At 73.4% G+C, this 23,084-nt stretch carries 26 protein-coding genes; 9 read left to right on the forward strand and 17 right to left on the reverse strand.

From position 1 onward, the window contains the following. The first annotated feature begins 23 nt into the window (after window positions 1-23). On the forward strand, window positions 24-617 hold the full coding sequence (locus tag IG74_RS0107480) for an isochorismatase family protein (protein ID WP_051854677.1): 594 nt from the start codon (window positions 24-26) through the stop codon (window positions 615-617). An 83-nt stretch (window positions 618-700) separates the two neighbouring features. Here the strand turns inward: IG74_RS0107480 and IG74_RS0107485 are convergent, their stop codons facing one another. The 4 genes from IG74_RS0107485 to IG74_RS0107500 all read right to left on the reverse strand — a co-directional run bounded on the left by IG74_RS0107485 (window position 701) and on the right by IG74_RS0107500 (window position 4,655). Continuing rightward, window positions 701-1,654, reverse strand: a complete 954-nt coding sequence (locus tag IG74_RS0107485; protein WP_030671621.1) for a 2-dehydropantoate 2-reductase — start codon at window positions 1,652-1,654, stop codon at window positions 701-703. Between the two features lie 93 nt (window positions 1,655-1,747). Continuing rightward, entirely contained in the window at window positions 1,748-2,884 is a 1,137-nt protein-coding gene (locus IG74_RS0107490; protein ID WP_030671625.1) for a lactonase family protein, read from the reverse strand. Window positions 2,885-3,072: 188 nt separating this feature from the next. Continuing rightward, window positions 3,073-3,996: a DNA-binding transcriptional regulator gene (locus IG74_RS0107495; RefSeq protein WP_030671628.1), complete on the reverse strand. Its 924-nt coding sequence runs from the start codon at window positions 3,994-3,996 to the stop codon at window positions 3,073-3,075. Further along, complete coding sequence (locus IG74_RS0107500; protein WP_051854678.1) at window positions 3,993-4,655, reverse strand: GNAT family N-acetyltransferase; 663 nt, start codon at window positions 4,653-4,655, stop codon at window positions 3,993-3,995. The genes IG74_RS0107495 and IG74_RS0107500 overlap by 4 nt, the downstream gene beginning before the upstream one ends. 149 nt (window positions 4,656-4,804) lie before the next feature. On the opposite strand from IG74_RS0107500, the gene IG74_RS0107505 reads away from it, so the two are divergent. Continuing rightward, window positions 4,805-5,893 (forward strand): alpha/beta hydrolase family protein, encoded by a 1,089-nt coding sequence (locus IG74_RS0107505; protein ID WP_078868651.1) that lies wholly within the window; start codon window positions 4,805-4,807, stop codon window positions 5,891-5,893. Between the two features lie 19 nt (window positions 5,894-5,912). On the opposite strand, the gene IG74_RS0107510 is transcribed toward IG74_RS0107505, so the two are convergent. Then, on the reverse strand, window positions 5,913-6,848 hold the full coding sequence (locus IG74_RS0107510) for an AraC family transcriptional regulator (RefSeq protein WP_030671639.1): 936 nt from the start codon (window positions 6,846-6,848) through the stop codon (window positions 5,913-5,915). A 56-nt stretch (window positions 6,849-6,904) separates the two neighbouring features. Then, window positions 6,905-7,831, reverse strand: a complete 927-nt coding sequence (locus IG74_RS0107515) for an NADP-dependent oxidoreductase (protein ID WP_030671642.1) — start codon at window positions 7,829-7,831, stop codon at window positions 6,905-6,907. A gap of 389 nt (window positions 7,832-8,220) precedes the next feature. Here IG74_RS0107515 and IG74_RS0107520 point away from each other — a divergent pair, with 389 nt between their 5' ends. From IG74_RS0107520 to IG74_RS0107530, 3 genes are all read left to right on the forward strand, one after another. Further along, a complete protein-coding gene (locus IG74_RS0107520; protein ID WP_234334264.1) occupies window positions 8,221-9,345 on the forward strand; it encodes a hypothetical protein in 1,125 nt (374 codons plus the stop codon). Between the two features lie 141 nt (window positions 9,346-9,486). Next, complete coding sequence (locus IG74_RS0107525; protein ID WP_030671648.1) at window positions 9,487-10,173, forward strand: TNT domain-containing protein; 687 nt, start codon at window positions 9,487-9,489, stop codon at window positions 10,171-10,173. A 19-nt stretch (window positions 10,174-10,192) separates the two neighbouring features. Then, window positions 10,193-10,426 carry a hypothetical protein gene (locus IG74_RS0107530; protein ID WP_030671651.1) on the forward strand — a complete coding sequence of 78 codons (234 nt, stop codon included), beginning with the start codon at window positions 10,193-10,195 and terminating at the stop codon, window positions 10,424-10,426. 26 nt (window positions 10,427-10,452) lie between these two features. Here IG74_RS0107530 and IG74_RS0107535 read toward each other — a convergent pair whose 3' ends face one another. Both IG74_RS0107535 and rpmF read right to left on the reverse strand, forming a co-directional pair. Then, on the reverse strand, window positions 10,453-10,983 hold the full coding sequence (locus tag IG74_RS0107535) for a GNAT family N-acetyltransferase (RefSeq protein WP_030671654.1): 531 nt from the start codon (window positions 10,981-10,983) through the stop codon (window positions 10,453-10,455). Between the two features lie 42 nt (window positions 10,984-11,025). Then, window positions 11,026-11,196, reverse strand: a complete 171-nt coding sequence (gene rpmF / locus IG74_RS0107540) for a 50S ribosomal protein L32 (protein ID WP_030671657.1) — start codon at window positions 11,194-11,196, stop codon at window positions 11,026-11,028. Window positions 11,197-11,419: 223 nt separating this feature from the next. Between rpmF and IG74_RS0107545 the strand changes: the two genes are divergently transcribed. Both IG74_RS0107545 and IG74_RS0107550 read left to right on the forward strand, forming a co-directional pair. Continuing rightward, window positions 11,420-12,271, forward strand: coding sequence for a MerR family transcriptional regulator (locus IG74_RS0107545; RefSeq protein ID WP_078868652.1), 852 nt, complete (start codon window positions 11,420-11,422; stop codon window positions 12,269-12,271). After that, complete coding sequence (locus IG74_RS0107550) at window positions 12,268-13,512, forward strand: glycosyltransferase (protein ID WP_030671663.1); 1,245 nt, start codon at window positions 12,268-12,270, stop codon at window positions 13,510-13,512. Before IG74_RS0107545 ends, IG74_RS0107550 begins: the two co-directional genes overlap by 4 nt. A 46-nt stretch (window positions 13,513-13,558) precedes the next feature. Here the strand turns inward: IG74_RS0107550 and IG74_RS0107555 are convergent, their stop codons facing one another. The 3 genes from IG74_RS0107555 to IG74_RS0107565 all read right to left on the reverse strand — a co-directional run bounded on the left by IG74_RS0107555 (window position 13,559) and on the right by IG74_RS0107565 (window position 16,487). Next, window positions 13,559-14,656, reverse strand: a complete 1,098-nt coding sequence (locus IG74_RS0107555; RefSeq protein ID WP_051854679.1) for a glutathione S-transferase family protein — start codon at window positions 14,654-14,656, stop codon at window positions 13,559-13,561. Next, entirely contained in the window at window positions 14,653-14,898 is a 246-nt protein-coding gene (locus IG74_RS0107560) for a hypothetical protein (RefSeq protein WP_051854680.1), read from the reverse strand. The genes IG74_RS0107555 and IG74_RS0107560 overlap by 4 nt, the downstream gene beginning before the upstream one ends. A gap of 101 nt (window positions 14,899-14,999) precedes the next feature. Next, window positions 15,000-16,487, reverse strand: coding sequence for a cytochrome P450 (locus IG74_RS0107565; protein WP_324607493.1), 1,488 nt, complete (start codon window positions 16,485-16,487; stop codon window positions 15,000-15,002). 101 nt (window positions 16,488-16,588) lie between these two features. On the opposite strand from IG74_RS0107565, the gene IG74_RS0107570 reads away from it, so the two are divergent. After that, window positions 16,589-17,206, forward strand: coding sequence for a TetR/AcrR family transcriptional regulator (locus tag IG74_RS0107570; protein WP_030671677.1), 618 nt, complete (start codon window positions 16,589-16,591; stop codon window positions 17,204-17,206). Between the two features lie 43 nt (window positions 17,207-17,249). Here the strand turns inward: IG74_RS0107570 and IG74_RS0107575 are convergent, their stop codons facing one another. The 3 genes from IG74_RS0107575 to IG74_RS0107585 form a co-directional block, all read right to left on the reverse strand. Then, window positions 17,250-17,462 (reverse strand): DUF5999 family protein, encoded by a 213-nt coding sequence (locus tag IG74_RS0107575; protein WP_030671678.1) that lies wholly within the window; start codon window positions 17,460-17,462, stop codon window positions 17,250-17,252. Window positions 17,463-17,580: 118 nt separating this feature from the next. Continuing rightward, complete coding sequence (locus IG74_RS0107580; RefSeq protein WP_158857518.1) at window positions 17,581-18,075, reverse strand: hypothetical protein; 495 nt, start codon at window positions 18,073-18,075, stop codon at window positions 17,581-17,583. 108 nt (window positions 18,076-18,183) lie between these two features. Next, window positions 18,184-19,431: an MFS transporter gene (locus IG74_RS0107585; protein WP_030671682.1), complete on the reverse strand. Its 1,248-nt coding sequence runs from the start codon at window positions 19,429-19,431 to the stop codon at window positions 18,184-18,186. Between the two features lie 89 nt (window positions 19,432-19,520). Between IG74_RS0107585 and IG74_RS0107590 the strand changes: the two genes are divergently transcribed. Next, window positions 19,521-20,120: a CGNR zinc finger domain-containing protein gene (locus IG74_RS0107590; protein WP_030671684.1), complete on the forward strand. Its 600-nt coding sequence runs from the start codon at window positions 19,521-19,523 to the stop codon at window positions 20,118-20,120. Between the two features lie 29 nt (window positions 20,121-20,149). Here IG74_RS0107590 and IG74_RS0107595 read toward each other — a convergent pair whose 3' ends face one another. The 3 genes from IG74_RS0107595 to IG74_RS0107605 all read right to left on the reverse strand — a co-directional run bounded on the left by IG74_RS0107595 (window position 20,150) and on the right by IG74_RS0107605 (window position 22,872). Next, entirely contained in the window at window positions 20,150-20,707 is a 558-nt protein-coding gene (locus tag IG74_RS0107595; protein ID WP_234334265.1) for an HD domain-containing protein, read from the reverse strand. A 238-nt stretch (window positions 20,708-20,945) separates the two neighbouring features. Next, complete coding sequence (locus tag IG74_RS0107600; protein ID WP_051854681.1) at window positions 20,946-21,287, reverse strand: hypothetical protein; 342 nt, start codon at window positions 21,285-21,287, stop codon at window positions 20,946-20,948. A gap of 268 nt (window positions 21,288-21,555) precedes the next feature. Then, entirely contained in the window at window positions 21,556-22,872 is a 1,317-nt protein-coding gene (locus IG74_RS0107605) for a phosphatase PAP2 family protein (RefSeq protein WP_234334272.1), read from the reverse strand. Between the last annotated feature and the right edge of the window lie 212 nt (window positions 22,873-23,084).

A 23,084-nucleotide genomic window follows, 5' to 3' on the forward strand; every position in this document is an offset into this window, starting at 1 on the left:
GGTCATCCAGGCATGATGGCACCATGAGCGCGCAGAGTAAGTCTTTGCCCAATGATCCGGTGGAACCGGTTCAGGCCCTGATCGTCGTCGACATGCAGTCCGCCTTCGTCTCCGGCGACGATGCCATTCCTCACGTCGAGCGTGTGCTCCAGCGCACCGAACAGCTCATCGCCAAGGCCCGCGCGGCCGACGCCCTCGTCGTCCAGCTCCAGAACGACGGCCCGGAAGGCGCCACCGACGAGCCGGGCACGCCCGGCTGGCGGCTGCACCTGCCCGTCGACTCCGACCGCGGCGAGGTCGTGATCCGCAAGGAGTACGACGACGGCTTCGAGGAGACCGAACTGGAGGAGCTGCTGCGCGAGGAAGGCGTCACCTCGCTGGCCATCTGCGGCGTCATGTCGGAGATGTGCGTGAGCGCCACCGCGCGCACCGCTCTCGACCTGGACTTCCGCGTGGTCATGCCGCACGACGCCCACGGGACGTACGACATCCCGGCGGCCGAGGGCATCAGCGACGCCGTACCGGCGGCGACGGTCTCGCGCGTCGCGGAGTGGGCCCTCGGCGACGAGGTCGAGATCGTGCCCAGCGCCGACGACGTGAGCTTCACCGCGTCCTGACGCGCGCTCGGACGCAAGGCATCCGTGTCGTCGCATCGGCCCGCGCGGGCCGATGCGACGACACGGGGTGACGAGGCGGGTGGTCAGGCTTCCGCCGACCGGGTCGCGAGGACGCTCGCCACTTCGTACAGATAGCGGTTGACCGGCGTCGGCGTCCCGGTGCGCTCGCCGAGCCGGACGACCGAGCCGTTCCACGCGTCCAGCTCGGACGGGCGGCCCGACAGGATGTCGCGCTGGAGCGACGAGGTGCCGTCGGCGGGCTGCTGGTCGACGAAGTCCAGCGTCCTCGGCACGATGTCCGGTGGCAGCGGCACGTCGTGGGCCGCCGCCAGGTGCTGGATCTCGGTCATGCCCTCGACCAGCAGCCGCCGTGTCCCCGGCCGCGAGCGCAGCGTGCCGAACGGCGCGTCCGTCACCGTGCCGAGCCCGCCGAAGGGCACCACGAAGAGGAACTTGGCCCACAGCTCCGCCCAGATGTCGTCCGGCACAGAGGCGGCAACGGACGCGCCCGTCAGGGCGGCCGCGAGGCGCGCCACGCGCTCGGACGGGTTGTTGTCCCACTCCGCGAACGCCAGGGCCGCAGGGCCGCCGGCATGGAGCACGCGCCCGGGTCCGTCAAGGCGTGCGATGATCTTCGCGGTGCCGGGCAGGACCGTGCCGCGGCCGACCGCGCGGGCCACCTGCTCGGGGGCCTCCACGCCGTTCTGGAACGTCACGACCGCCGTGCCGGAGCCGACGAGCGGCTTCAACGCGGCGATGGCGGACGGCAGTTGCCAGGTCTTGACGCACAGCAGGGCGTAGTCGACCTCGCCGATGTCCCGGGTGTCGTCGGTCGCGCGCACCGGTGCCACGGCGAAGTCCCCGGCCGTGCTGTCCACGCGCAGACCGTCGCGCCGCAGGGCCTCCAGATGGGCGCCCCGCGCGACGAAGTGCACGTCGTGCCCGGCGGCGGCGAGCCGCCCGCCGAAGTACCCGCCGACCCCGCCGCTGCCGATCACCGCGACGCGGACCTGCCCCGCCCCTGCATTCCCCGCCATGGAGAACCTCCCCTTGATTCCCGGTCGTCGCGCCGGGCGCCCGCGGCCCGGACCGGGCCAGCCTATTCCGGACCGCGCGGCGCCCCCACGGGCCTACAGGGGCAGCGCGCACACCGCCATCGGCGCCGCGAACGGCTCGCCGGTCAGGGTGAGTTCACCCGTGCCCTCGTCGACGCGGAAGACGCTCACGGAACCGGACCGCTGGTTGCTGACGAACAGCAGCCGCTGCGCCGGGGAGAAGGCGAGGTGCCGGGGGAAGTCCCCGCCCGCGGGCGTCGTGCCCAGGAGGCGCAGCTGGGCTCCGTCGCGCTCGACGGCGTACCGTGCCAGGGAGTTGTGCCCCCGGTTGGCGACGTACGCGAAGCGGCCGTCGCGGGTCACCAGGGGCTGCGCCGGATAGTTCGTGAGGCCGGGCGGGGTGCCCGTGGACTGCGGCTCACCCGGTGTCAGGCGCCCGGTCGTGGCGTCGTAGGCGCAGGCCACGACCGTGTTGTCCAGCTCGTTGGCCACGTACGCGAAGCAGCCGGACGGGTGGAACGCGAGGTGCCGCGGTCCGGCGCCCGCCCGCAGCGTCACCCGGGTGACCGGGCGCAGCGTGCCCGCCCCCGTGTCGAGGCGGTACGTGTACACGGTGTCGGTCCCCAGATCGACCGCCAGGACGTGGCGGCCGTCCGGGGACGTCACGATCTGGTGGGCGCGCGGGCCCTGCTGCCCGGGGCCGGGCGCGGGCTCGGAGTGCTTGACGAGGTCGGTGCGTTCGCCGAGCGCGCCGGACTCCTCGATGGGGTGCACGGCCACGCTGCCGGAGGTGTAGTTGGCGCTGAGCAGCCAGCGGCCGCTCGGGTGCACGGACAGATGACAGGGGCCGTCGCCGCCGGTGCCGCGGGTGCCGAGCACCCGGTGCGCGCCGTCGGGGGAGAGCGCGACGGCGGTCACGGTGCCCGGCGACCGCTCGTTGACGCAGTACAGCGTCTGCCCTGAGGGGTGCGCCGCCAGGTACGACGGGTCGAGGACCCCGGCGAGCGTCCCGGCACCGGTGATGCGGCCCGTCGTCTCGTCGTACGTGGCGAGGCCGATGCCGGTGCCGCCGCCCGGTTCGGAGGTGTAGGTGCCGAGGAAGAGGGGGCGCCCGCGGCCGGGGAGCGGCGCGGCCCCGGCGGACGTGGTGGTGACGGCGGCCCCGGCGGCGGCCGCGGCGAGTGTCGTAGCGATGAACCGGCGTCTGTCCATGCTGCACCTCGTGTGTCAGAAGTGACGGTAGTGGCGATGTGGCAGACACCTTGGACCCTGGGCGGTTGAACAGGCAATAGCCGCAACATGGGTTGCATCATGTGCAACGCGGACAAGGGCCGGACAAAGGGGTGCAGGTCGGTCCCGAACCGCGCCCGCCGTTCCGCCGTCCCGTCGCCGCCAGACCGTCAAGAGTCGACTCGGTCCCCGCCGTTCCATCCGTGTGCGTCTGCCAACGCGTCCGCGTAAAGGCGGAACAGACGGGGTGCGGGGCGCGCCGGATCCCCGGTCGGCCGCGGCTGTGCCAGGAGCTCCCAGCAGCGCGCGGCGAGGGCCCTGGCCCTGCGGCCCGCCCAGGGCTCGGGCAGCAGCTCGGGTGGCAGCAGCGGGTCCGGCCTCATCGCCGCGGAAAACGCGGCGGCGAGCGTGACGGCCAGGGTGAGCCGCTCGACGTCCGTCATCTCCCCGGCGCCGCCCGGTCCCGCGAGGAAGGACTCGGCGAGGGCCGCGAGCCGGTCGTGGCGCTCGGCGATCTCCGGGAGCGGCCACAGGGCCGCGGCCAGGTCCCGGGGCGTCTCCAGTTCGCCGATGCGTAGATCCGTGCTGGTGAGAAAGGTGACCGAGGGCAGCACGCCGAGGTGGCGTGCCGCTGCCTCCACTAGGTCGCCGACCGCGTTGGCGCACACGTACAGACCGCCCTGGACGGGGGCGGCGCCGAGGTGCAGGAGGGTGTCGCGCAGCGTGTCGCGGGCGGCGCGCCTCGACTCGGGCACGGCGAAGGCGAACAGGTGCCAGGTGCCGTCCCACGGCGCGAGCCCCTGATCCTGGCGGTACGCGTGCCGCACGTACGCGGCGTCCGGGGCGAGGGAGCCGGTGGCGTCGGCGACGGCGCGCAGCACGGCCTTGCGGCCCCGGCCCTCGTGGGTGAACCGGCCCTCGCCGACGAGTCGTTTGACGCAGAGCCGGACCTGTTGGTCGCTCATGCCGAGGACGTTCGCGACCGTGTACAGCTCGCCCGCGTCGACGGTGCCGTCCTCGCGGACGAGGGCGTGGACCAAGAGGCGCGTCGGAATCTCGGGCCGGTCCGCGGCCTCGTGTGCGGTGGTGCTCATCGTGTCTCCCGGATTGCTGGAGCCTGCGCGGGCGTGACCGCGCGGCGCATGGTCGTCACCGCGCCGAAGCCCATCAGGGAACGCAGATACGGCGTGCGCCGGGTCCCTGCCGCGGTGAAGCCGTGCCGTTCGTACAGGGCGCGGGCCCGCGGGTTGACGTCGATGACGTCCAGCCGGACGCGGTGGCGGCCCGCCTCGGCCGCGACGGCGATGACCTCCCGCAGCAGCAGGCTGCCGATGCCGTGGCCGCGCTGGTCCGCGGCCACGGCGATGCCGTCCATGGCCAGCTCCCCGGCGGTGGCCGTCCGCTCGAACAGGGCGAGCGCCGCGAGCCGCGGCAGACCGCGGAGCGGGCCGTACGCGGACAGGACGTCGCGCACGCCTCCTCCGGTCAGCGCGCGCCCGTCAAGGCGGAATCCGGCGACGCCCACGATCCGCTCCCCGCGCGCCGCGACGACGCCCCGGTCGTGGTGCAGATGCCGGGCGAGGAAGGCCCGCCCGGCGTCGGGCGGGCCGAGGCCCGGGCCCAGCTTCCGCCCGAAGGCCTCCCAGTAGAGCGCGGCGACCTGCTCCTCCGCGCCTTCCGGGACGCCCCGCCGTATGCCGACCTCCCCGTCGGCCGACGCCGTGCGCCCGTGCTCCTGCTCCGCCGCGCTCATGCGTACCGCTCCCTCCCGTGGATCCGCCCCTTGCGAAGAGTCGCGCCCTGAGGAAGCGCCCCTTGTGCGATCGAGTGTATTACGTTCATGCTCAGAACGAGAGTTTCTCAAACGATAGATTTCTCGAACGAGAGGCATGGGGGTGGGGCATGCGACGGCACCTGCGCGGCGCGGCCGGGTCGGGGCGGGGACGGAAGAGGCGCCGCGTGGTGGTGTGGTGCCTGGTCGGCGTGGTGCTCGTGGCCGCGGGCCTCGGCGGCGTGGTGCTCTGGCAGCACGTGTACGCGCTGCGCGAGGAGCGGGTGCGGCTGCGGCACGACGGGCACACGCTCGACGGCGTCCTCGCCCGCCCGGAGAAGGGTCAAGGGCCCTTCGGCGTGGTCGTGTTCGTGCACGGTGACGGGCCCGTCGACGCGACCCACGACTCGTTCTACCGGCCTCTGTGGGAGTCATTCGCCAGGGCCGGATACGCCTCGCTGTCCTTCAGCAAGCCCGGTGTCGGCGGCTCGGGCGGCGACTGGCTGGAGCAGAGCATGGCCGACCGGGCGGAGGAGACCCTGGCCGCGGTCGCCTGGGCCCGCGCCCGGCCCGACGTCGACCGGCGGCGCGTCGGCCTGTGGGGCGCGAGCCAGGCGGGCTGGGTGCTGCCGAAGGTCGCCGCCCGCGACCGGAACCTCCAGTTCGTCATCGCCGTCTCACCGGCCGTCAACTGGCAGCGCCAAGGCCGCTACAACCTCCTTGCCGAGCTGCGCCGCGACGGCGCGTCCCCGGCGCGGAAGGCCGCGGCGCTGCGCAGGCGCGAGGTGACGCTGCGGCTGCTGCGCAGGGGCGCGTCGTTCGCCGAGTACCGCTCCGCCGTCCACGACCCGCGCGGCATGACCGCCGGCCGCTGGCGCTTCGCCTCGCGCAACCACACCGCCGACGCCACCGCGGACCTGCGCGCGATGCGCGGCACACCGGTCCTGCTGGTCCTGGCGGGCCACGACGACAACGTCGACGTGGCCGAGACCGAGTCCGTCTACCGCGCGCTCCTGCCCCGCACGAGCCTGCGCGTGGAGCACTACCCGGGCGCCACCCACTCCCTGGTGCCGGACGACCTCGAACGCTCCGAGGTCAGGATCACCCTCACCGCGGTGTTCGCTCCCCGGTCGGTCTACGCCGCCGGATTCCTCGCCGCGCAACGCCACTTCGTCCAGGGCCTCGCCGTCCCGGCCGGAGGCGCGACGCGCGACCGGTGAACGGGGCGCGGCGGGACGCTCACGCGCCGGCGCGCGAGCGGCGCCGGTAGCCGCCGGGGGCCTGGCCGTACTCGCGCTTGAAGGCCTTGGCGAAGGCGTACTCGGAGCCGTAGCCCGTGCGGGCGGCGACCGTGGTCAGGGGGACCTCGGACTCCCGCAGGAGCTGGGCGGCGGTCGTCATCCGCCAGCGCGTCACGTACGCCATCGGCGGCTCGCCGACCAGCGTCGCGAAGCGGCGGGCGAAGGCCGCGCGGGACAGGCCCGCGCGGTCGGCGAGGGACTCGACGGTCCACTGGCCGGCCGGGTCCGTGTGGATCGCGGCGAGGGCCGGGGCGACCGCGGAGTCGCTGAGCGCGGCGGCCCAGCCCTTGGCGGTCGCGGGCGGCTGGTCCTCGAGCCAGGCCCGCAGGATGTAGAGCAGGAGCGAGTCGATCAGGGCCGGGACGATCCCGGCCGAACCGATGCGCGGGTGCTCCAGTTCGGTGCCGAGGAGCTGGACGGCGGCGCTCAGCTCCGGGTGGCGGCCGTGCCCCGTGGACAGGTGGACGACCTCGGGCAGCTGCCCCACCAGCGGATGCGGACGCCCCTGGTCCAAGTGGTAGTTGCCGCACAGCAGGCTGGTGCGCGGGCCGTCGCCGCCCAGTGAGACCGTGCCGATGGGCGAACCCGGGCTGAACTGCTCGGCCCGCTCCTCCTCGGCCGGTGTCGACGGGTGGTCGGCGAGGACGTGCGCGGTGCCGTCCCGCAGGAACACCACGTCGCCGGGGCTGAGGGCGAGCGGCGGCAACTGGGGCGCGCCCACGGGGATCAGCCAGCAGGTGCCGTGCAGCACCACGTGGAACCCGGCACCGGCGGCGGAGGGCAGCCGCAGGCCCCAGGGTGCGCGTCCTTCGGTGCGCACGGATGTGGGATGCCCGGTCCGCATCGAGCTCAGCGCCTCGGTCAGGATGTCCAACGCCCCGCCCCTTCGTCGTCGTCCACGATCGGGCCGCCCACGATACGGGCCGTTGATCAAGAGACGGTCAACACCACCTTGCCCTGGGTGCGACCGGACGCGACCAGCTCGTGCGCCCGCGCGGCTTCGGTGAGGTCGAACGTCGCGGAGACGTGCGGCCGTATCCGCCCCGCGTCGACGAGCCGGGCGATCGCTTCCAGGGACGCGTAGTCCGGCTCCACGGAGACGCCCGCGAAGCGGCGGCCCGCCTCCTCGACGGCCGCGGCCAGCTCCTGGTTGCCGTGCTCCATGATGCTCACCAGGGTCCCGCCGGGACGAAGCACCGACAGCGAACGCGCGCCGTCGGACGAGGAGTCGAAGACCACGTCGAGGTCCTTGACCGCCTCGGTGTAGTCGGTGGTGCGGTAGTCGATGACCTCGTCGGCGCCCAGGCCGCGGACGAAGTCGTGCTTGGGGGCGCTCGCCAGGGCGGTCACATGGGCGCCGCGCGCCTTCGCGATCTGCACGGCGAAGTGCCCGACGCCGCCCGCGGCGCGGTGGACCAGGACGCGCTGGCCCTCGGTGAGCCGGGCCGCGTCGACCAGGCCCTGCCACGCGGTGAGCCCGGCGAGCGGCACCGAGGCCGCGTGCACGTGGTCGACCGCGGCGGGCTTGCGGGCCACCTGGCGCGACGGCACGGCGACGTAGTCCGCGTACGCGGTCGCCGCACGCGGGAAGAACGGCATGCCGAACACCTCGTCGCCGGGCTTGAACCGGGCGCCGGGGGCCGCTTCCTCGACGACGCCGGAGATGTCCCAGCCCACGCCGTACGGCGGCTCGCCGAGCAGCGGGTAGGCACCCGACCGGACCGCCACGTCGACCGGGTTCACGCCGCTGGCGCGCACACGGACGAGGACCTCACCGCCGAGTGGCGTGGGCCGTTCGGTCTCGACGGTCTCCAGGACCTCGGGGCCGCCGAAGGACTGCTGGATCACTGCGCGCATGACGGGATCTCCTACTGGCTGGGGGCTCGGGCCGCGGAGACGATCCGCGGCCCCGCCCGACGTGTTGATGTGCTCAACCCTAGGAAGATCGAACGATCCGCTGAATATCCTGCGCGCTCTCAAAGATGTCCTGTCGTCTCGTGCGAGAGCAGGGTGAGCCATGAGTGGGAGGGAAGGGCGGCGGGCGGCCGCGTTGGGGCGCAGGGGTCCTCGCAGTCGCGGTCCCTGGCGCGGTCCGCTCCTCGCCGCCGGGTGAACGCGGTCTCCGCCGCGCGGCGGAGACGGGTGCGCCGACGGAGCGATGTGCCGGGTGCCCGGCGCCGGAGAGGCTCGGGAGCGCGGACGCCCAGCCCAGGTCGCGTACCGCACCCGCCGACCCGGAGGACGCCGTGACACTCCCGACCCCGCTTCCCGACTCCCCGGCGGCGCCCGCCGGTTCGGGCCCGCGCGGCCACCGGCCCAGGGCGCCGTGGTGGCGGCGCTGGCCCGCGTGGGCGCCGCGCGCCGCCGCCCTGTGGGCCGTCATGAGCGCCGCCGTGCAGATGGCCTGGGCGGCGACCGGCACCGGCGTACCGCTGGCGGGGGAGCGGTACTACCCGTCCGCCGTGCTCCTCGCCACGGCCGTCGCGGGGATCCTCGCCGCGGCGGTGAGTCTGGCCTCGGCGCGGGCGCTCACGCGGCGGGGCCGCATCGCGGTCGGGGTGTCGTTCGGCGTGCTGCTCCCCGCGCTCGGCTGGACCGTGCCGGGCGTGCCGCCGACCTTCGTGACGCTGGCCTCCGGCTCGGGCGTGGACAGCGTCACCGGCCTGGCGCAGCTCCTCCTGACGACGGGGAGCACGGTCCTGCTCGCCGTGGCCGCCGTGGCGTACCGCCGTCGCCTCAAGGGCCGTTGCCCCCGCTGCGGGCAGGCGCACACCGGGCCGAGCGACGGGCCGCTGGCGCATCCGGAGCCGTCGACCGCGCCGCGCCGGACGAGAGTGACGGCGTACGTCCTGCTCTGCGGCCTGCTGCCCTGGGCCGGGGTGAAGACCGTCTGGCTGTGCGGCGGCGACGCGATCGGCGTGCGCGGGGAGGCCTGGCAGAAGGAGGTCGAGGCGGACTCGTCCGGCGCCCCCAGGGCCCTCGCCGCCGTGGGGATCGACGTCACGGTCCTCGCCGCGCTCCTCGGCGTCTTCCTGCTCCTCGGCCTGCTGCACCGCTGGGGGCAGGTCTTCCCGCGATGGGCGCCGCCCCTGTCCGGGCGCCGCGTGCCGCGGCTGCTGCCGCTGGTCCCGGCCTGGCTCACCGGCGCCGGACTCGCCTGCTACGGAACGCTCCTGACGCTCGGCGCCGCACTCATGGCAGTCGGCGTCCTGCCGGGCCCGGAGCCGGAGGGCGTCTTCACCACCGGTTCCGGGCTCACGTGGATGGTGGCGTTCGGCGGCCTCGCCTTCGGCGGGCTCGGCTGGGCACTGCTCATCGGCGCGCGCTCGTACGCCGCCAGGACCGGGCCCCGATGCGTTTTGGCCGAATAGCCGTCACCAGGCACGTCATATCGGTCAGTCGGCTCCCGGAGCCGCTGATCGGCCGTCTGTGCGGGTGAACCTTTGTTCCCGCGCCGCCGCGCGGGACCAGTATGAGCGCAGACGAGGAGCCACTGAGTGGACCACAGCCGTGTGATCCGGATCCGTACGACCCTGGCCGCGATGGGAGTGACGGCCGCACTTGCGACGGCCGTGGCGGCCGCCCCCGCCGCGACCGCGGCCCCGGCTCCGAAGCCGCCGGCGTCGACCGGCACGCCGCACGAGCCGTGCACCGGCACCTACCAGGACGACGCGCGCCTCGGCCCTCAGTGGCTGCCGAAGAAGGGGCAGCGGCCGGTCGGCCCGCTCCTCAAGGGCTGGAAGCGCACCGGAAAGCTCACACCGTCCGCGTTCCTGAAGAAGTACTGGGAGGGCCCGGCCGGCACGGGCAGCTGGAAGTACCCGCCGAACGACGGCTTCGAGACGGTCAACGGCCAGGTCGACAAGGGCCGCGAGACCCTGGAGACGGGCGAGCGCCTGGACCGCTTCGGCTCGGAGTACGGCTCCTTCCTCGCCCCCGCGGGCGACTCCTACGCGGAGCGCTCCCTGCCGCCGCAGAACCTCAACACCCGCGAAGCCGCGTACGCCTGCGACTACCGCGTGTACGAGGTGGCCAAGCCGTTCGACGTCTGGCAGGGCGGCATAGCGCCCTGGTTCGAGCAGCCCGGCGGCGGTGAGCAGATCAAGCTCGACCCCGCCTTCCTCAACCCGGGCGAGGGGCAGCGCCTGAACGTGAAGTGGCTCCTCGACCACGGCTACCTGAAGCCCGCCAAGGCCTGACGGCGGGAGCGTACGCACCGTGGACGTCCACGCACTGCGGTCCGCGCTGCGCGCCACAAGTGTGGCCGACGGCTACTACTGGATCGAGGGCGTCCACGAACCGGCGCCCACGCCCCCGGACTTCGTGTACCTGCGCGGGGACGGGCCGGGGGCGTGGGAGGTCGGGACGTACGAAAGAGGGGAGCGGCACCCGCTGGCACGAGGCCTGGACGAGGGCGAGGCGTGCCGGCGGATGCTGCGGCTCCTGACCTGAGGCCCGAGGCCCGCCGCGGTCACGTGTCACATGGGGAACGACAGGAGCCGGACCTCTCCCGCGGGCCAGTCCGCCCCGTCCCGCAGTGGCGTCCACATGGTCCGCAGCGGCATCACCACGGGCCCTTCGGCCTGCTCGACGTGCACGTCCTGGTCGAGGGTCCGCCAGCCGAGCCGCTCGTACAGGGCGACGAGCGGCGGACGGCAGAAGAGGAGCCCGTGGCGCGGCCCCGTCGTCCGGGCGTGGTCCAGGGCCGCGGCCATGGCGGCGCGGGCGAGGCCGCGCCCCCGTACGTCCGGAGCGACGGCCACTCCGCCGATGCCCGCCACCTCGGTCTCGGTGTCACCGATCGCTATCGGCACCCGCAGCACACCGGTGTGGGCCACCAGGCGGCCGTCGAGCCGGACGCCGAAGTGCTCCTCCTTGGGCAGCCAGGTCAGGCCGGTGTCCGCGACGCCGAAGGGGTCGGGGCCGTCGCCGAGGATCTCGTTCTGGTCGGCACGCGTGTACTCCGCGAGCCGTACGGCCGTCGCCGGTTCAGACAGATGATCAGTCATCCCGGCATGATCCCTCAGCGCCGGGGGAGCGGGGCCGCCGGGTCAGCGCTCGACCGGGATCAGCCCGCGTTCGTACGCCTTGACCAGGCGCTGCGGCACGTGCAGCGTGACGCCGTCGACGGTGACCGGGACGAGCTGGGCCGTGCTGGCCTTCCACTGGGCGCGGCGGTGACGCGTGTTGCTGCGGGACATCTTCCGCTTGGGGACGGCCATCGTGAACCTCCAGGGCTTGGGGTGGGCGGACGCGTCGACCGTACATGAAAATGGCTTCCATTAACAAAGGGGTGCGGACCGGCTGCCCCGCGCTCCAGTCGCGTCGGCGGCCCAGCGCTCTTGTCGCGACGACCGGCGGGCTCTGGCGTCGGGCTGCGACGTCCCGGTTGACCCTCACGTCACGTCAGGCCGCACGCTGTACGCCGACGAAAGGGCAAGCGCCATGAGTTACACCGTCGGACAGGTCGCCGGGTTCGCCGGGGTCACAGTCCGTACCCTCCACCACTACGACCGTGCCGGACTGCTGGCGCCGAGCGAGCGCAGCCCGGGCGGCTACCGCCTCTACAGCGACACCGACCTCGGCCGCCTCCAGCAGATCCTGTTCTACCGGGAACTGGGCTTCGCGCTCGACGAGATCGCGGAGATCCTGGCGGACCCGCAGGCCAACGCGCTCGACCAGCTGCGGGCCCGCCATCAGGCGCTGCGCGAGCAGATCGGCAAGCTGGAGCGGCTCGTGGACGTCGCCGAGCGGGCCATGGAGGTGCAGCAGACCGGCGTACGGCTCACCCCGCGCGAGCGGTTCGAGGTGTTCGGCGAGATCAGCTTCGATCTCAGCTACGCCACCGAGGCCGAGCTGAAGTGGCAGGACAGCGCCGGGCACCGGCAGGCCATGGCCCGCGCCGCCGAGCACTCCAAGGAGGACTGGGTCCGCATCATGGGCGAGGCGGCGGCCTGGCGCACCGAGGTCCTCGCGGCCTTCGACGCCGACGAGCCCGCCGACGGATCCACGGCCAGGGCGCTCGCCGAGCGGCACCGGCAGCACGTCAGCCGCTGGTTCACGGACTGCCCGCCCGCCATGCACCTGCGTATCGCGGACGACTTCGTGGCCGATCCACGGGCGTTCGCCCTGCTCGTGCCGCCCGCGCAGCAGCGGACCGGACTGGCGCGGTACCTGTGGGAGGCCGTCCGCGCGAACGCCGCCGCACACGAACCCGCAGACCCTCAACCTCACCCTAAACCTGAGGTTGAGGGCGGATCGCCCGGAGCGTCGTCCACCGGCGGGGGAAACCGATGAAGATCCTCATCACCGCCGCCGGCTCGTACGGCGACATCGCCCCGTACACGGGACTCGGCGCCCACCTGGGCGCGGCGGGCCATGACGTCACACTCGCCACCCACGGCACCTTCGAGCGCCTGGTGCGCGACTGCGGCCTGCGCTTCCGCCCCCTGCCCGCCGATCCGGGGGCGAGCGGGCCCGCTGCCGGCCGCAAGGACCTGATCCGGACCGCGAGCGCCTTCGTACGGCAGCTCGGCGCCGGAATCGCCGACGTCGCCGAGGAAGGCGCCGACCTGCTCCTCCTGTCCACCACCACCGCGCCGCTCGGCCGGCAGCTCGCGGAGGCCATGGGCGTGCCGACGCTGGGCGCCTACCTCCAGCCCGCCCATCCGACCCGGGACTTCGCGCCCGTGCTGAGCGGCGGGCGCTCCCTCGGCGCCCTCGGCAACCGGGCGGCGGGCCGCTTCTCGCTGCGCATGGTCGACCGCGTCTACGCCGACGCGATCCGGGACCTGCGCGCCCGGCTCGACCTGCCCGCCGTCGCGCCCGCCGCCGTCCGTGCCCGGCAGGAAGCGGCAGGCTGGCCCGTGCTGCACGGCTTCTCCCCGGCCGTCGTGCGGCGCCCGGCCGACTGGCGTCCGGGGCTCGACGTCGTGGGGAACTGGTGGCCGCACCACGCGCCGGAGGCCCGGCTGCCGTCCGCCGTCGAGGACTTCCTGGGCGACGGCTCGCCCCCGGTCTTCATCGGCTTCGGCAGCATGGGTGCGGGTGCGGGTGCGGGTGCGGGCGAGCGGCTGAGCGAACTGGCCGTCGCGGCCCTGCGCAAGGCAGGGCTTCGCGGCGTCCTGCAGACCGGCCGGGCCGGTCTGCAGGCGACGGGCGAGGGAATTCTGACGGTCGGTGAGGTGCCGCATGCCCTGCTCTTCCCGCGCATGGCCGCCGTGGTGCACCACGCGGGCGCGGGCACCACGGCGGCGGGACTGCGCGCCGGGGTCCCCGCCGTGCCGGTGCCCGTCGCCGCCGATCAGCCCTTCTGGGCCGCCCGGCTTGTCGCCCTTGGCGCCGCGCCCACCGCCGTCCCGTTCAAGAGGCTCACGGCGGAACGCCTCGCCGACGCCCTCACCCGTGCCGTCCACGAGGGCGCGCACACGGCCGCGGCGAAGGCTGTCGCCCGCGCGATGGCGGCGGAGGACGGAGCGGGACACGTCCTCCGAGCCGTCGAACGGCCGGGGCAGGCCTCACCCGTCGGGCGTGCCTGAGGAGGAACCCACGCCCGGCCGCCCCGGAGGGCCCTGGAGCCCTCCGTCACGGCTGCCCCGTCACCGGCACCTCCTCGCCCGCAGGGACCGGCCCCGGTGCCGTCCCGTCGCCGAACGGACGCCCGCCGAGCCGCTCGCGGTGATGCGGCGTCAGCCACCCGTCGAGATCGGGTCCGAGCGGCACGATGCCCGTCGGATTGATGCCGGTGTGCACCTCGTAGTAGTGCCGCTTGATGTGGTCGAAGTCGACGGTGTCGCCGAAGCCGGGCGTCTGGTAGAGATCGCGGGCGTACGCCCACAGCACCGGGTCCTCGGACAGCTTCCGGCGGTTGCACTTGAAGTGGCCGTGGTACACGGCGTCGAAGCGCACCAGGGTCGTGAACAGGCGGATGTCGGCTTCCGTGATGCTGTCGCCGACCAGATAGCGGCGGTCCGCGAGGCGCCGCGAGGTCTCCTCCAGCCGGTGGAACACGTCCCGGCAGGCGGCCTCGTACTCGCTCTGGGTCGAGGCGAACCCCGCGCGGTACACGCCGTTGTTGACGTCGCGGTAGATGCCTTCCATGACGTCGTCGATCTCGTCCCGCAGCGGCCGCGGATACAGGTCGGGCGCGCCCTGCCGGTGCAGGTCCCGCCACTCGGTGGCGAGGTCGAGGGTCAGCTGCTGGTAGTCGTTCGTGACCAGCTTGCCGCTGGGCTCGTCCACCAGGGCGGGGACGCTCACGCCGCCCGGATAGCCGGTCTCGCGGGCGTCGTACGCCTCGCTCAGATAGCGGATGCCGAGCACCGGGTCACGGCCGTCGGGGTCGAGGGTGAAGCGCCAGCTCCGGTCGTCCTGGAGGGGGTCGACGACCGCGAGGGACAGCGCGTCCTCCAGGCCGAGCAGGCGGCGGGAGATGGCGGCGCGGCCGGCCCAGGGGCAGGCGCGGCTGATCACCAGGCGGTAGCGCCCGGCCTCGACCGGCCAGCCGTCGCGGCCGTCCGCCGTGACGCGGTCGGCGAAGTGGCTCTTGGAGCGCTTGAAGGGCTTCTTGCCGTACGCGGCGTTGCTCTTCGCCGTCTCCGCGCCGCCTTCCGTGCCGCTCCGCCCGCCGTCGTCGCCGGACCCGGCCGCCGTCCCGGCCCGGCCGCTGTCGTCGCCGGTCACCGCAGGCTCCCCTCGCGCGCGGGGGCCGGCAGGGGTGCGAGGTCGTAGATGCGGTTCAGCAACGCCGCCTCGTTGCCCGCGAGGCCCGCCCGGCGCAGGGCCTCGTCGGCGTCCGCGATCGGCACGGCGAGCAGCGCGGCGGTCTGCGGTGTCACGGGGTCGGAGAGCGCGGCGCGCGCGGTGTGCAGCAGCCGCAAGCAGGCCTGGGCCGCGGCCAGTTCGGGGTACGTCGTGCCGGTCATGTCGCTTGACTCCTTAGCCCGCGGGTCCGATGGGTGAAGATGCAACCTCCACTCTTGCGCACGGGTCTGACAATTGCCCCTCAAGCGCCCCGCGCGTACCCCTACGACGACGCCGGAACGCCTCTGCGGGTGAGTCGCAGCCGCAGACCCCGGGGCATCAGTGTGAGGCGTTCGGTGACCCGCAGCCGGTAGTCGGGCTCGGGCCGCAGGTCGTAGCGGCGCAGCAGCAGGGCGAGCACCAGCGTCGCCTCGTGCAGCGCGAACTGACGGCCGATGCAGGCACGCGCGCCCGTGCCGAACGGCTTGAAGGCGTGCGCGGGCCGCGAGCGCACGGCGGCGGGCACGAACCGGTCCGGATCGAACTCCTCCGGCCGCTCTCCCCACACCTCCGGGTCCCGGTGCAGCATCACGGCCAGGACCACCGCCCAGGCGCCGCGGCGCATCGGGTGCACGCCGCCGAGCACGGTGTCCTCGCGGGCCTCCCGCGAGAAGGCGGGCGCCGTCGGCCACAGCCGCAGCGACTCGTCGAGCACACGGCGCACGTACCGCAACTTCGCCACCTGCTCGTACGCCGGTGACGCCGCGTCACCCCACACCTGGTCCACCTCGTCCCGCGCGCGGGCGAGCACCTCGGGGTCGCGCGCCAGATAGTGAAGGGCGAACGACAGGGCGCCGGACGTCGTCTCGTGCCCGGCCACCAGGAACGTGATGACCTGCCGCCGGATGTTCTCGGCCGAAAGGCGCTCGCCGGTCCTCGGGTGCGCGACCTCCAGCATCCGGTCCAGGAGGTCCCCGCGCGCGCCCGACGCGTCCGCCGCGCGGCGGGCCGTCACCACCTCGTCCACGGTCCGGTTCAAGTACGCCATGTCGGCGGCGTTGCGCTGCTCGGCACCGCGCAGCAGTACGGGCGCGAGCACGGGCGGTACGACGTTGCGGCGCTGGGCGTACGACAGCGTGCCGACCATGGCGGTCACGAACGGGTGCGGCCGGGCGCGCTCGAAGGACCCGAAGTCGTGCCCGAAGCCGGTGCGGGCGATGGTCTCCAGGGTCAGCTTGGTCATGTCACCGGGCACGTCGACGGCCCGCCCCGCCGCCGCGTCGGCGTCCCAGCGGGCCATCAGCTGCCCGGCCACGTCGAGCATCAGAGGGTGGTAGCCCGCCATGGCGTCCCGGCTGAAGCCCGGAGCGAGGATGTCGTGCGCGAGCTGCCAGTTCGGTTCGTGGTTGTACGCCGTGAACAGGCCGTCGCCCGCCACCGGCCGCAGATTGGCGACGCCGAGCCCCACGTGCTTGGTGAACCGGGTCTCGTCGGCGAGTTCGCCCGCGAGCCGTCCGCCCCACACGAACACGATCTCCTTGCCGAAGGCCTTGCGCCGGAAGATCGGCCCGAGGCCGGCCCCGATCCGCATCGAGTCCTGGATCGGCGTGCGCGGATGGACGCCGAGCACGTCCCCGAGCAGCGGCACGCGACGCGGCGGATGCGGGATCCGGCGCAGCTGCGGCCAGCCGAGCTCCGCGCCACGAAACCCCTTGGGCAGCGCGGTGGTGGCACCGCCCGGCTGCCGCGTCGTCTGCGCCACGACCACCATCTCCCTTGCCGACAGGCCGAGTTCGGCCTTCTTATACGTGGATTCAATAGGCGGGGCCAGTCTCCGCCCGCCGTTGAACCGACGTCAAGTAAGGTGCTGGCATGGCCGCGAACGCCCAGGAGCGCACCCGCCGCAGACTCAGCACGGAGGAGCGCAAGGAACAGCTGCTCACCGTGGGTGCCCGCCTCTTCGCGCGGAACCCTTACGACGAGGTCTGGATCGAGCAGGTCGCCGAGATCGCGGGCGTCTCGCGCGGCCTGCTCTACCACTACTTCCCGACCAAGCGGGAGTTCTTCGCCGCCGTCGTCCAGCGGGAGAGCGCGCGCATGCTGCACCTGACGGCGGCCGAGCCGGGCCTGCCGTTCCGGGAGCAGATCAGCACCGGTCTCGATGTGTTCCTCGCGTACGTCGAGAGGAACGCCCAGGGCTTCCGCGCCTTCCACAGCGCGGAGGCGGCCGGTGATCCGGTGGTGCGCGAGGTCTACCGCGAGGGCCTTGCCGCCCAGGAGCGGCAAATCCTCGCGGCCCTCGCCGCCGACCCCGGGACCGCGCACCTGGGCGACGACCTGCCCGCCGTGCGCCTGGCCGTCCGCGGCTGGCTGGCCTTCATGGTCGCCGTGTGCCTGGAGTGGCTCGACGCGCTCGACGACGGGGAGCTGGGCCGCGACCAGGTACGGGACCTGTGCGCGCGGGCGCTGCTCGGCGCGATCCTGCCGTGACCGCGGCCCGTGAAGCCCGTCGGTGACCGGGGAAGCGTGCCGCTCAGGCCGCTATCGCCAAGGTCGGCGGCTGCGGTGCCAGAGAGCTCAGTGGTGGCACCACGCGTCCGTCGGGCAGGAGTTCACCGGTGTCGTCGAACACGATGGTGCCGTTGCACAGCAGACTCCAGCCCTGTTCGGGGTGGGCGCTGACGACCAGCGCGGCGTCCCGGTCGGAACCCTGCGCTGACGGGCACGGCGGCTGATGGGCACACATGGCACACCTCCGGGTCGCTGTACGTCGGTGCCGCTTCGCGTGGCACCCTCTAGTACGTGTAATGACTCCGGCTCGCTCACGGACTCATCGCTTCGGGGGCTTACTAGGGCATGTTGAATCACGCGGGCAGGAAACCCGTCCCGAAGTGCTCCAGCAGTGCGCGCCGTGCGCCCTCGGTGTCGTCGGTGAGGCGCTCGGCGGCCCAGAGGAAGAAGTCGTCGGCGACCGTGGCGATCCAGTCGTCGCCGGGGTCCGCGGGGCCCGGATCCGGTGCCGGGTAGCGGAGTTCGAGTTCCGGTCCGCGCGGGCCGAAGACCGTGAACAGACGGTGCCCGTCCGCCTCGCACGCCTGCCGTACGGAGACCGTGGCGCAGTCCCACCGCCGGGGCCCGTACTGCAGCCACAGCACGCCCGCGCCCGGCCCCTCGGCGTACAGGGCGGCGGCGACGGGCAGTTCACCCGCGCCGCCCGCCCCGCCGTCGAGGTGGAGGAAGCCGTGACAGCGCCCGGCCGCGGGGGTGAGGAGGCCCGTGGCCGGGGCCAGTGCCCACACCCGGCCGTGCTGGTCGTAGTCCTGGAGCACCACGGCATCGCTCGCCGCTCTGGGAGACATCGGGGGCCTTTCCGGGTGGGGCAGCAGTGAAGGGCGATGCGGACGTTACGGCGACGCGCGGCGGTCGCCAGGGTACGGCGGCTGCGCGTCCGGGTGACGTCCCCCTGGTCAGGTGCCCGATCCGGCTCTCGCCCACGGGCGTGTGGGCCGCCAGCCGAGGCGTCCCGACGGCGGGGTGCAGGCCATGTAGCCCACCGCGGCGAGGAGTTCGCAGCCCGCGGCCACGAGGAGGGCGCCGGGCAGGGACCAGGTGGCGAGCGGCCCGCCGAGGCCCGCTCCGACCGCGTATCCGGTGATCTTCAGGCTGGCGCCGGTGGTGAAGATCTGGCCGCGCAGCCGCTCCGGCGCCTCGCGGTGCCGGATCGCGAACAGCGCGGTGAGCTGGGGGCCTTCGGCCGCTCCCGCGATGACCAGCGCGGCGACGAGCGGCACCGGCGACGCCGTCGCGGCGAGGGCGAACGCGGCGGCGAGGGCGAGCGTGCTCGCCAGCACGGTGGCGTCGGGCCGCAGCAGCCGCGGCCGCTTGGCCAGCAGGGCGTTCGCGGCGAGGGCCGCGGCGGCCAGGACGGTCAGCAGGAACGTACCGGAGTGCGGCGAGCCGAACGCGGCGTCGCCGAGCAGGGGCGTGCAGGTGACGAGCATGCCGACACCGACGTACGAGACGACGGACGTCAGGGTCGCGCGGGCGAGCGGCCGGGTGCTGGCGATGGCGACGAACCCGGAGACCAGATCGTCGACGATCGACGGCGCGGGGGCGGCCCGGGGCGCCGTCGCCGAGCCGTCGTCGGACGCCGAAGGGCGGCCGGGCAGGGCCCAGGCCGCGGGCAGCGCGAGCAGGATCAGCGTGAGGGACACGACGACGCCCGCCGGGGCACCGGCCAGCAGGGCCACGAGCCCGGCCAGGACCGGTCCTGCCAGTCCTGCGAGGTTGTAGGTCAGCGCGTCGAGCGCGGTGGCGCGCGGCAGTCCGTCCGGGGCGGCCACGCGCGGCAGTTGGGCGGTCCAGCCGCCGGCGAGCGCGGGACCGAGCAGCCCGCCGAGCACGGCGGCGGCGACCACCACCGGCAACGGGATCCGTCCCAGGCTCAGCAGGATGAGCAGCAGCGTCACCGCGTACGCGGCCAGCGCGGCCGCGAGCAGCCGCCCCGGCCGTGCCGCCCGGTCGAGCACGGCGCCGATCACGGGGCCGCCCACCGCCGCCGACACCGTGATCCCGGCGAGCAGCGCGGACGCGGCGGACGCGGACCCGGTGACGGCGAGCCCGACCAGCAGCAGGGCGGGCCCCGACATCTCGTCACCGGTACGGGCCGCGGTGGCGCCCGCCAAGTAGCACGCAAGCCTGTAACGCATCATCATGCTCGGCACGTTACGCAGTAACGCAAATGCAATGGAAGAGCGTTACAATCCCACGAGAACCTTCGATGAGCGAGGCCATGGGGTGGTCGATGAACGACATCGGGAACGTGGACACCGCCGACAGTGACCCGGACGACGACTGGTCGACCCGGCACTCCGTGCTGCGCACCGCGCACCGCACCGCCGCGCTCGTCAACGTCCTGGGCGGCCCGGCGCCGGAGGTGGAGGCGGTCCGGGCGGTGCTGCGCGAGTACGGCGAGGACGACCCGCTCGATCTGACCGCCGAGGACGTGCGGGCGATGCGCACCGCCGCCGCGGCCCTGCGCGACGTCTTCGCCGCGCCCGACGTGGACGCCGCCGCGCACCGCCTGAACCGCGTCCTCGCCGAGCACTGCGGCCCCGTCCGCCTCACCGCGCACGGCGGCGGCACGCCGTGGCACCCGCACCTGGACAGCGACGACGAGGCGCCGTGGGCGGAGTGGCTCCTCGCGTCGTCGTGCATGGCCCTGACCGTGCTCGTGTGGGACCGCCAGCGCCCTCCGGGCGGCCTGTGCGCGTCACCGCGCTGCGCGAACGTGTACATCGCGGTCGGCGGCGGCGCGGCCCGGCGCTACTGCTCGCGCCGCTGCGCCACCCGGGAGCGCGTGGCGAGCCACCGGCGGGCGAAGGAGGCGGCGGCCGGAGCGTGAGCGCGCGCCGCTCGCCGCACGGGCCCGGTCTACCCCTCGTAACCGGCGTAGTCGTTCCAGCCCGGTGACTGAGTGATCTGCTGCCACGTCGGCCGCGGGGTTCCCGTCCTGAGCTGGAGCAACTCGCCGGGCAGGCTGAACAGCGGGGCCTTGCGCGGCTCGGCGAGGGCCTGGGCGACGATCACGTCGTGGAGCACCGCGGCCGTGTGCCGACGGGGGAGCGCGGCGTGCACGCGGTCGGCGTACCCGGGCGGCAGCAGGTCGGCATTCCCCGCGATGTCCATCCTGGCCCCCGCGCACACCAGCGCGATCTCGGGCCGCTTGCGCGAGGCGATGCCCTCGGACGTGTGCAGCGCGATCGCGTCCCACACGACCTCCACCCGCTCCGCCGACACCCCCTGCCGGGTGAGGAACTCGGCGGCGAGGTCCGCGCCGTCGACCTCGAACCGCTGCTCGCCGTTCCCCTCCTCGGTGAGGCCGACGTCATGCAGCACGCATCCGAGAAAGAACAACTCGTCGTCGTAGTCACGCCCGGCGACCACCCCGCGCCGCTCACCGACACAACGGCCGTACAAGTACGTACGCATGCTGTGATGGAACATCACCGGCATCTCAATGCCCCGCGCATACCGCAACGCCGCCCACGCCAACTCACTCCCGGGAATCCCGAACTCCCCCCACGCACTGTCACCCGAATCCGTCCCCGCCCCTACCTGAATGCTCTCTCGCGTCATACGAGGAATTCTTCAACGGGACGGCAACGGCAGCAATGACGAAAAGCCCACCTATGCTGCCATGCGGGCAGGGCGGATGGACTGCTCAGCCTCAGAAGGGCACGTCCTCGAAGGGGGCCGGTTCCTCGTACGGCACGGGCTCATCGGCGGGCCATTCGCCCGGGACCGTGGCGACGATCTCCAGCACGTCGCCCGGCGATTGACCGATGACGACGAGGGTGGGCTCGGTCGGGCTGGGTTCCAGGCACAGCAGCTTCCCGGGGGCGGAGAACCAGCGCGTGGGTTCGCCCTGCGGGTCGTACCACGCCGGGCAGGGCGGCAGCGCGACGGCCGCGCAGGCCGCCTCGACGGCGGCGACGGCCTCCGCGGTGGCCAAGCACTCGCGCCCGTACGGGCCGTAGCGGCGGGCCATGAGCGTCTCGCTCAGAACCATTTCGACGCACGCAAGAGACACCCGGCCGAGGAAGGGCTGCCAGACGCCCTGCGGTAGATAATCCGAGAACAGGCCCACCGGCGGGTCATCGTCGTCGACCCGGTCGAGCGGGATGCCCCAGTCTGCGCATCCCTGACGCGGCGATCGTCCGGAGGCCGCGGCCCGAGACATGCCCGAGCCCTCCGCGCACGGCCACGCGCGGAGGGCTCGGGATGTCCTGGTGCCGGAGTGCGGCTGTCGGGAAGTCGTGCGACCCGCAGCCGGGGAGTCACACCAATTCGGGCTGGGGTTCCGGGTGCAGGGAGCGGGTCGGCTTGGGGGCCGAGCGTTTGGTGGTGCGGATGTAGCCGTAGATCACGGAGCTCATCGCGAGGATGAGGAGCGGGCCGAATATCCACGGGTAGGTGGCCATTTCCACGGCCAGATAGCGATAGGACACCAGGAGCGCGGCGAAAACGGCCAGGCCGTGGGCGACCAGCTGGATGGCGGACCGGTCCCAGCCGAGCGCGAGGGAGCGTACGGCCACTTCGATGGTGAGCGCGAACACCACGCCCGCGATGAGGTCCACGCCGTAGTGGTAGCCGAAGCCGAGCGTCGCGGCGAGCGTGGCGACGAGCCAGAACGTGCCCGCGTAGCGCAGCGCCCTCGGGCCCGTGCGGGAGTGCACGAAGATGATCGTGGCCCACGCGGTGTGCAGGCTGGGCATGCAGTTGCGCGGGGTGATCTCGTCGTACGTCATGGGGCCAGGCGTCATGCCAGGCAGCGTGTCCGGCCAGATGTTGGCCACCGCCCAGTGCTCGCCACCGGTGCCGAAGGCGCCCGTGCCGTAGGCGAAGACCGGCCCGACCACCGGGAAGATCATGTAGATGCTCGGCCCGAGGAGGCCGATCACCAGGAACGTGCGCACCAGATGGTGGCGCGGGAAGCGGCGCTCGCCCGCCACGTTCCGCAGCTGGTACGCCGCGACGACCACCGCGGCCACCGCGAGCTGGACGTAGACGAAGTCGAGGAAGTGCTCGCCGAACGGGCCGGCCGCCCGGACGATCCGGCCCGCGAGCCACGACGGGTTGCCCAGCGCGTGATCGGCGGTCGCCACGTACTGGTCGAGCACCGTCGGCCGGGTCTTCGACGTGATCAGCAGCCAGGCGTCGCCGGTCTTGCGGCCGGCCACGAGCAGCAGACCGAGGCCGACGCCCTTCAGGAGCAGCATCCGCTCCCGGCCGGTGCGCCGCGTGACGGCGATGACCGCGTAGCCCAGAACCACCCACAGCGCGCCGTTGCCGAACGTCAGCTTTTCACCGAGCGCCCATCGCACCAGAAAGAACGGAATGTCGATCGCGACCGCGATGCCGAGCGCGACGAACCTTTCCCGCCAGGTGAGCACCACCATCATCAGGGCCATGCCCGCGTACAGCAGCGGCCCCGAAGCAGGCGGGTAGACGACCTCTTGCACCTGGTTGGTGATCGGCCCCGGAAGCCCGTAGCGACGCGCGGCGATTTCCAGGACGACGAGGAATGCGAGGGTCACCACACCCGCGGTGGCCCACAGGATCACCCGTGGTTGGCGCAACGTGGCGAATGAAATTCTGCAGTTAATTCGCGAAAGCAGCCGCGATACTATGGATATCAATTGTTTGGCCGATTTGTTAGACGTTAGCTAAACGGTTCGCCCGGTGTGCTGGGCGGCACGGTTTTCCGGTCGGGGGCGGGCAGGGGGCGGTCGTGAGTCGGATCATGCTATCGGAGCGGCACGGGTGGGTTTCGCTGGTCACGGGCTGTAAGAAGGCGAGTCGATCC

It is taken from the genome of Streptomyces sp. NRRL B-1347 (genome assembly GCF_000720325.1).
In the GTDB taxonomy this organism is placed as follows: domain Bacteria; phylum Actinomycetota; class Actinomycetes; order Streptomycetales; family Streptomycetaceae; genus Streptomyces.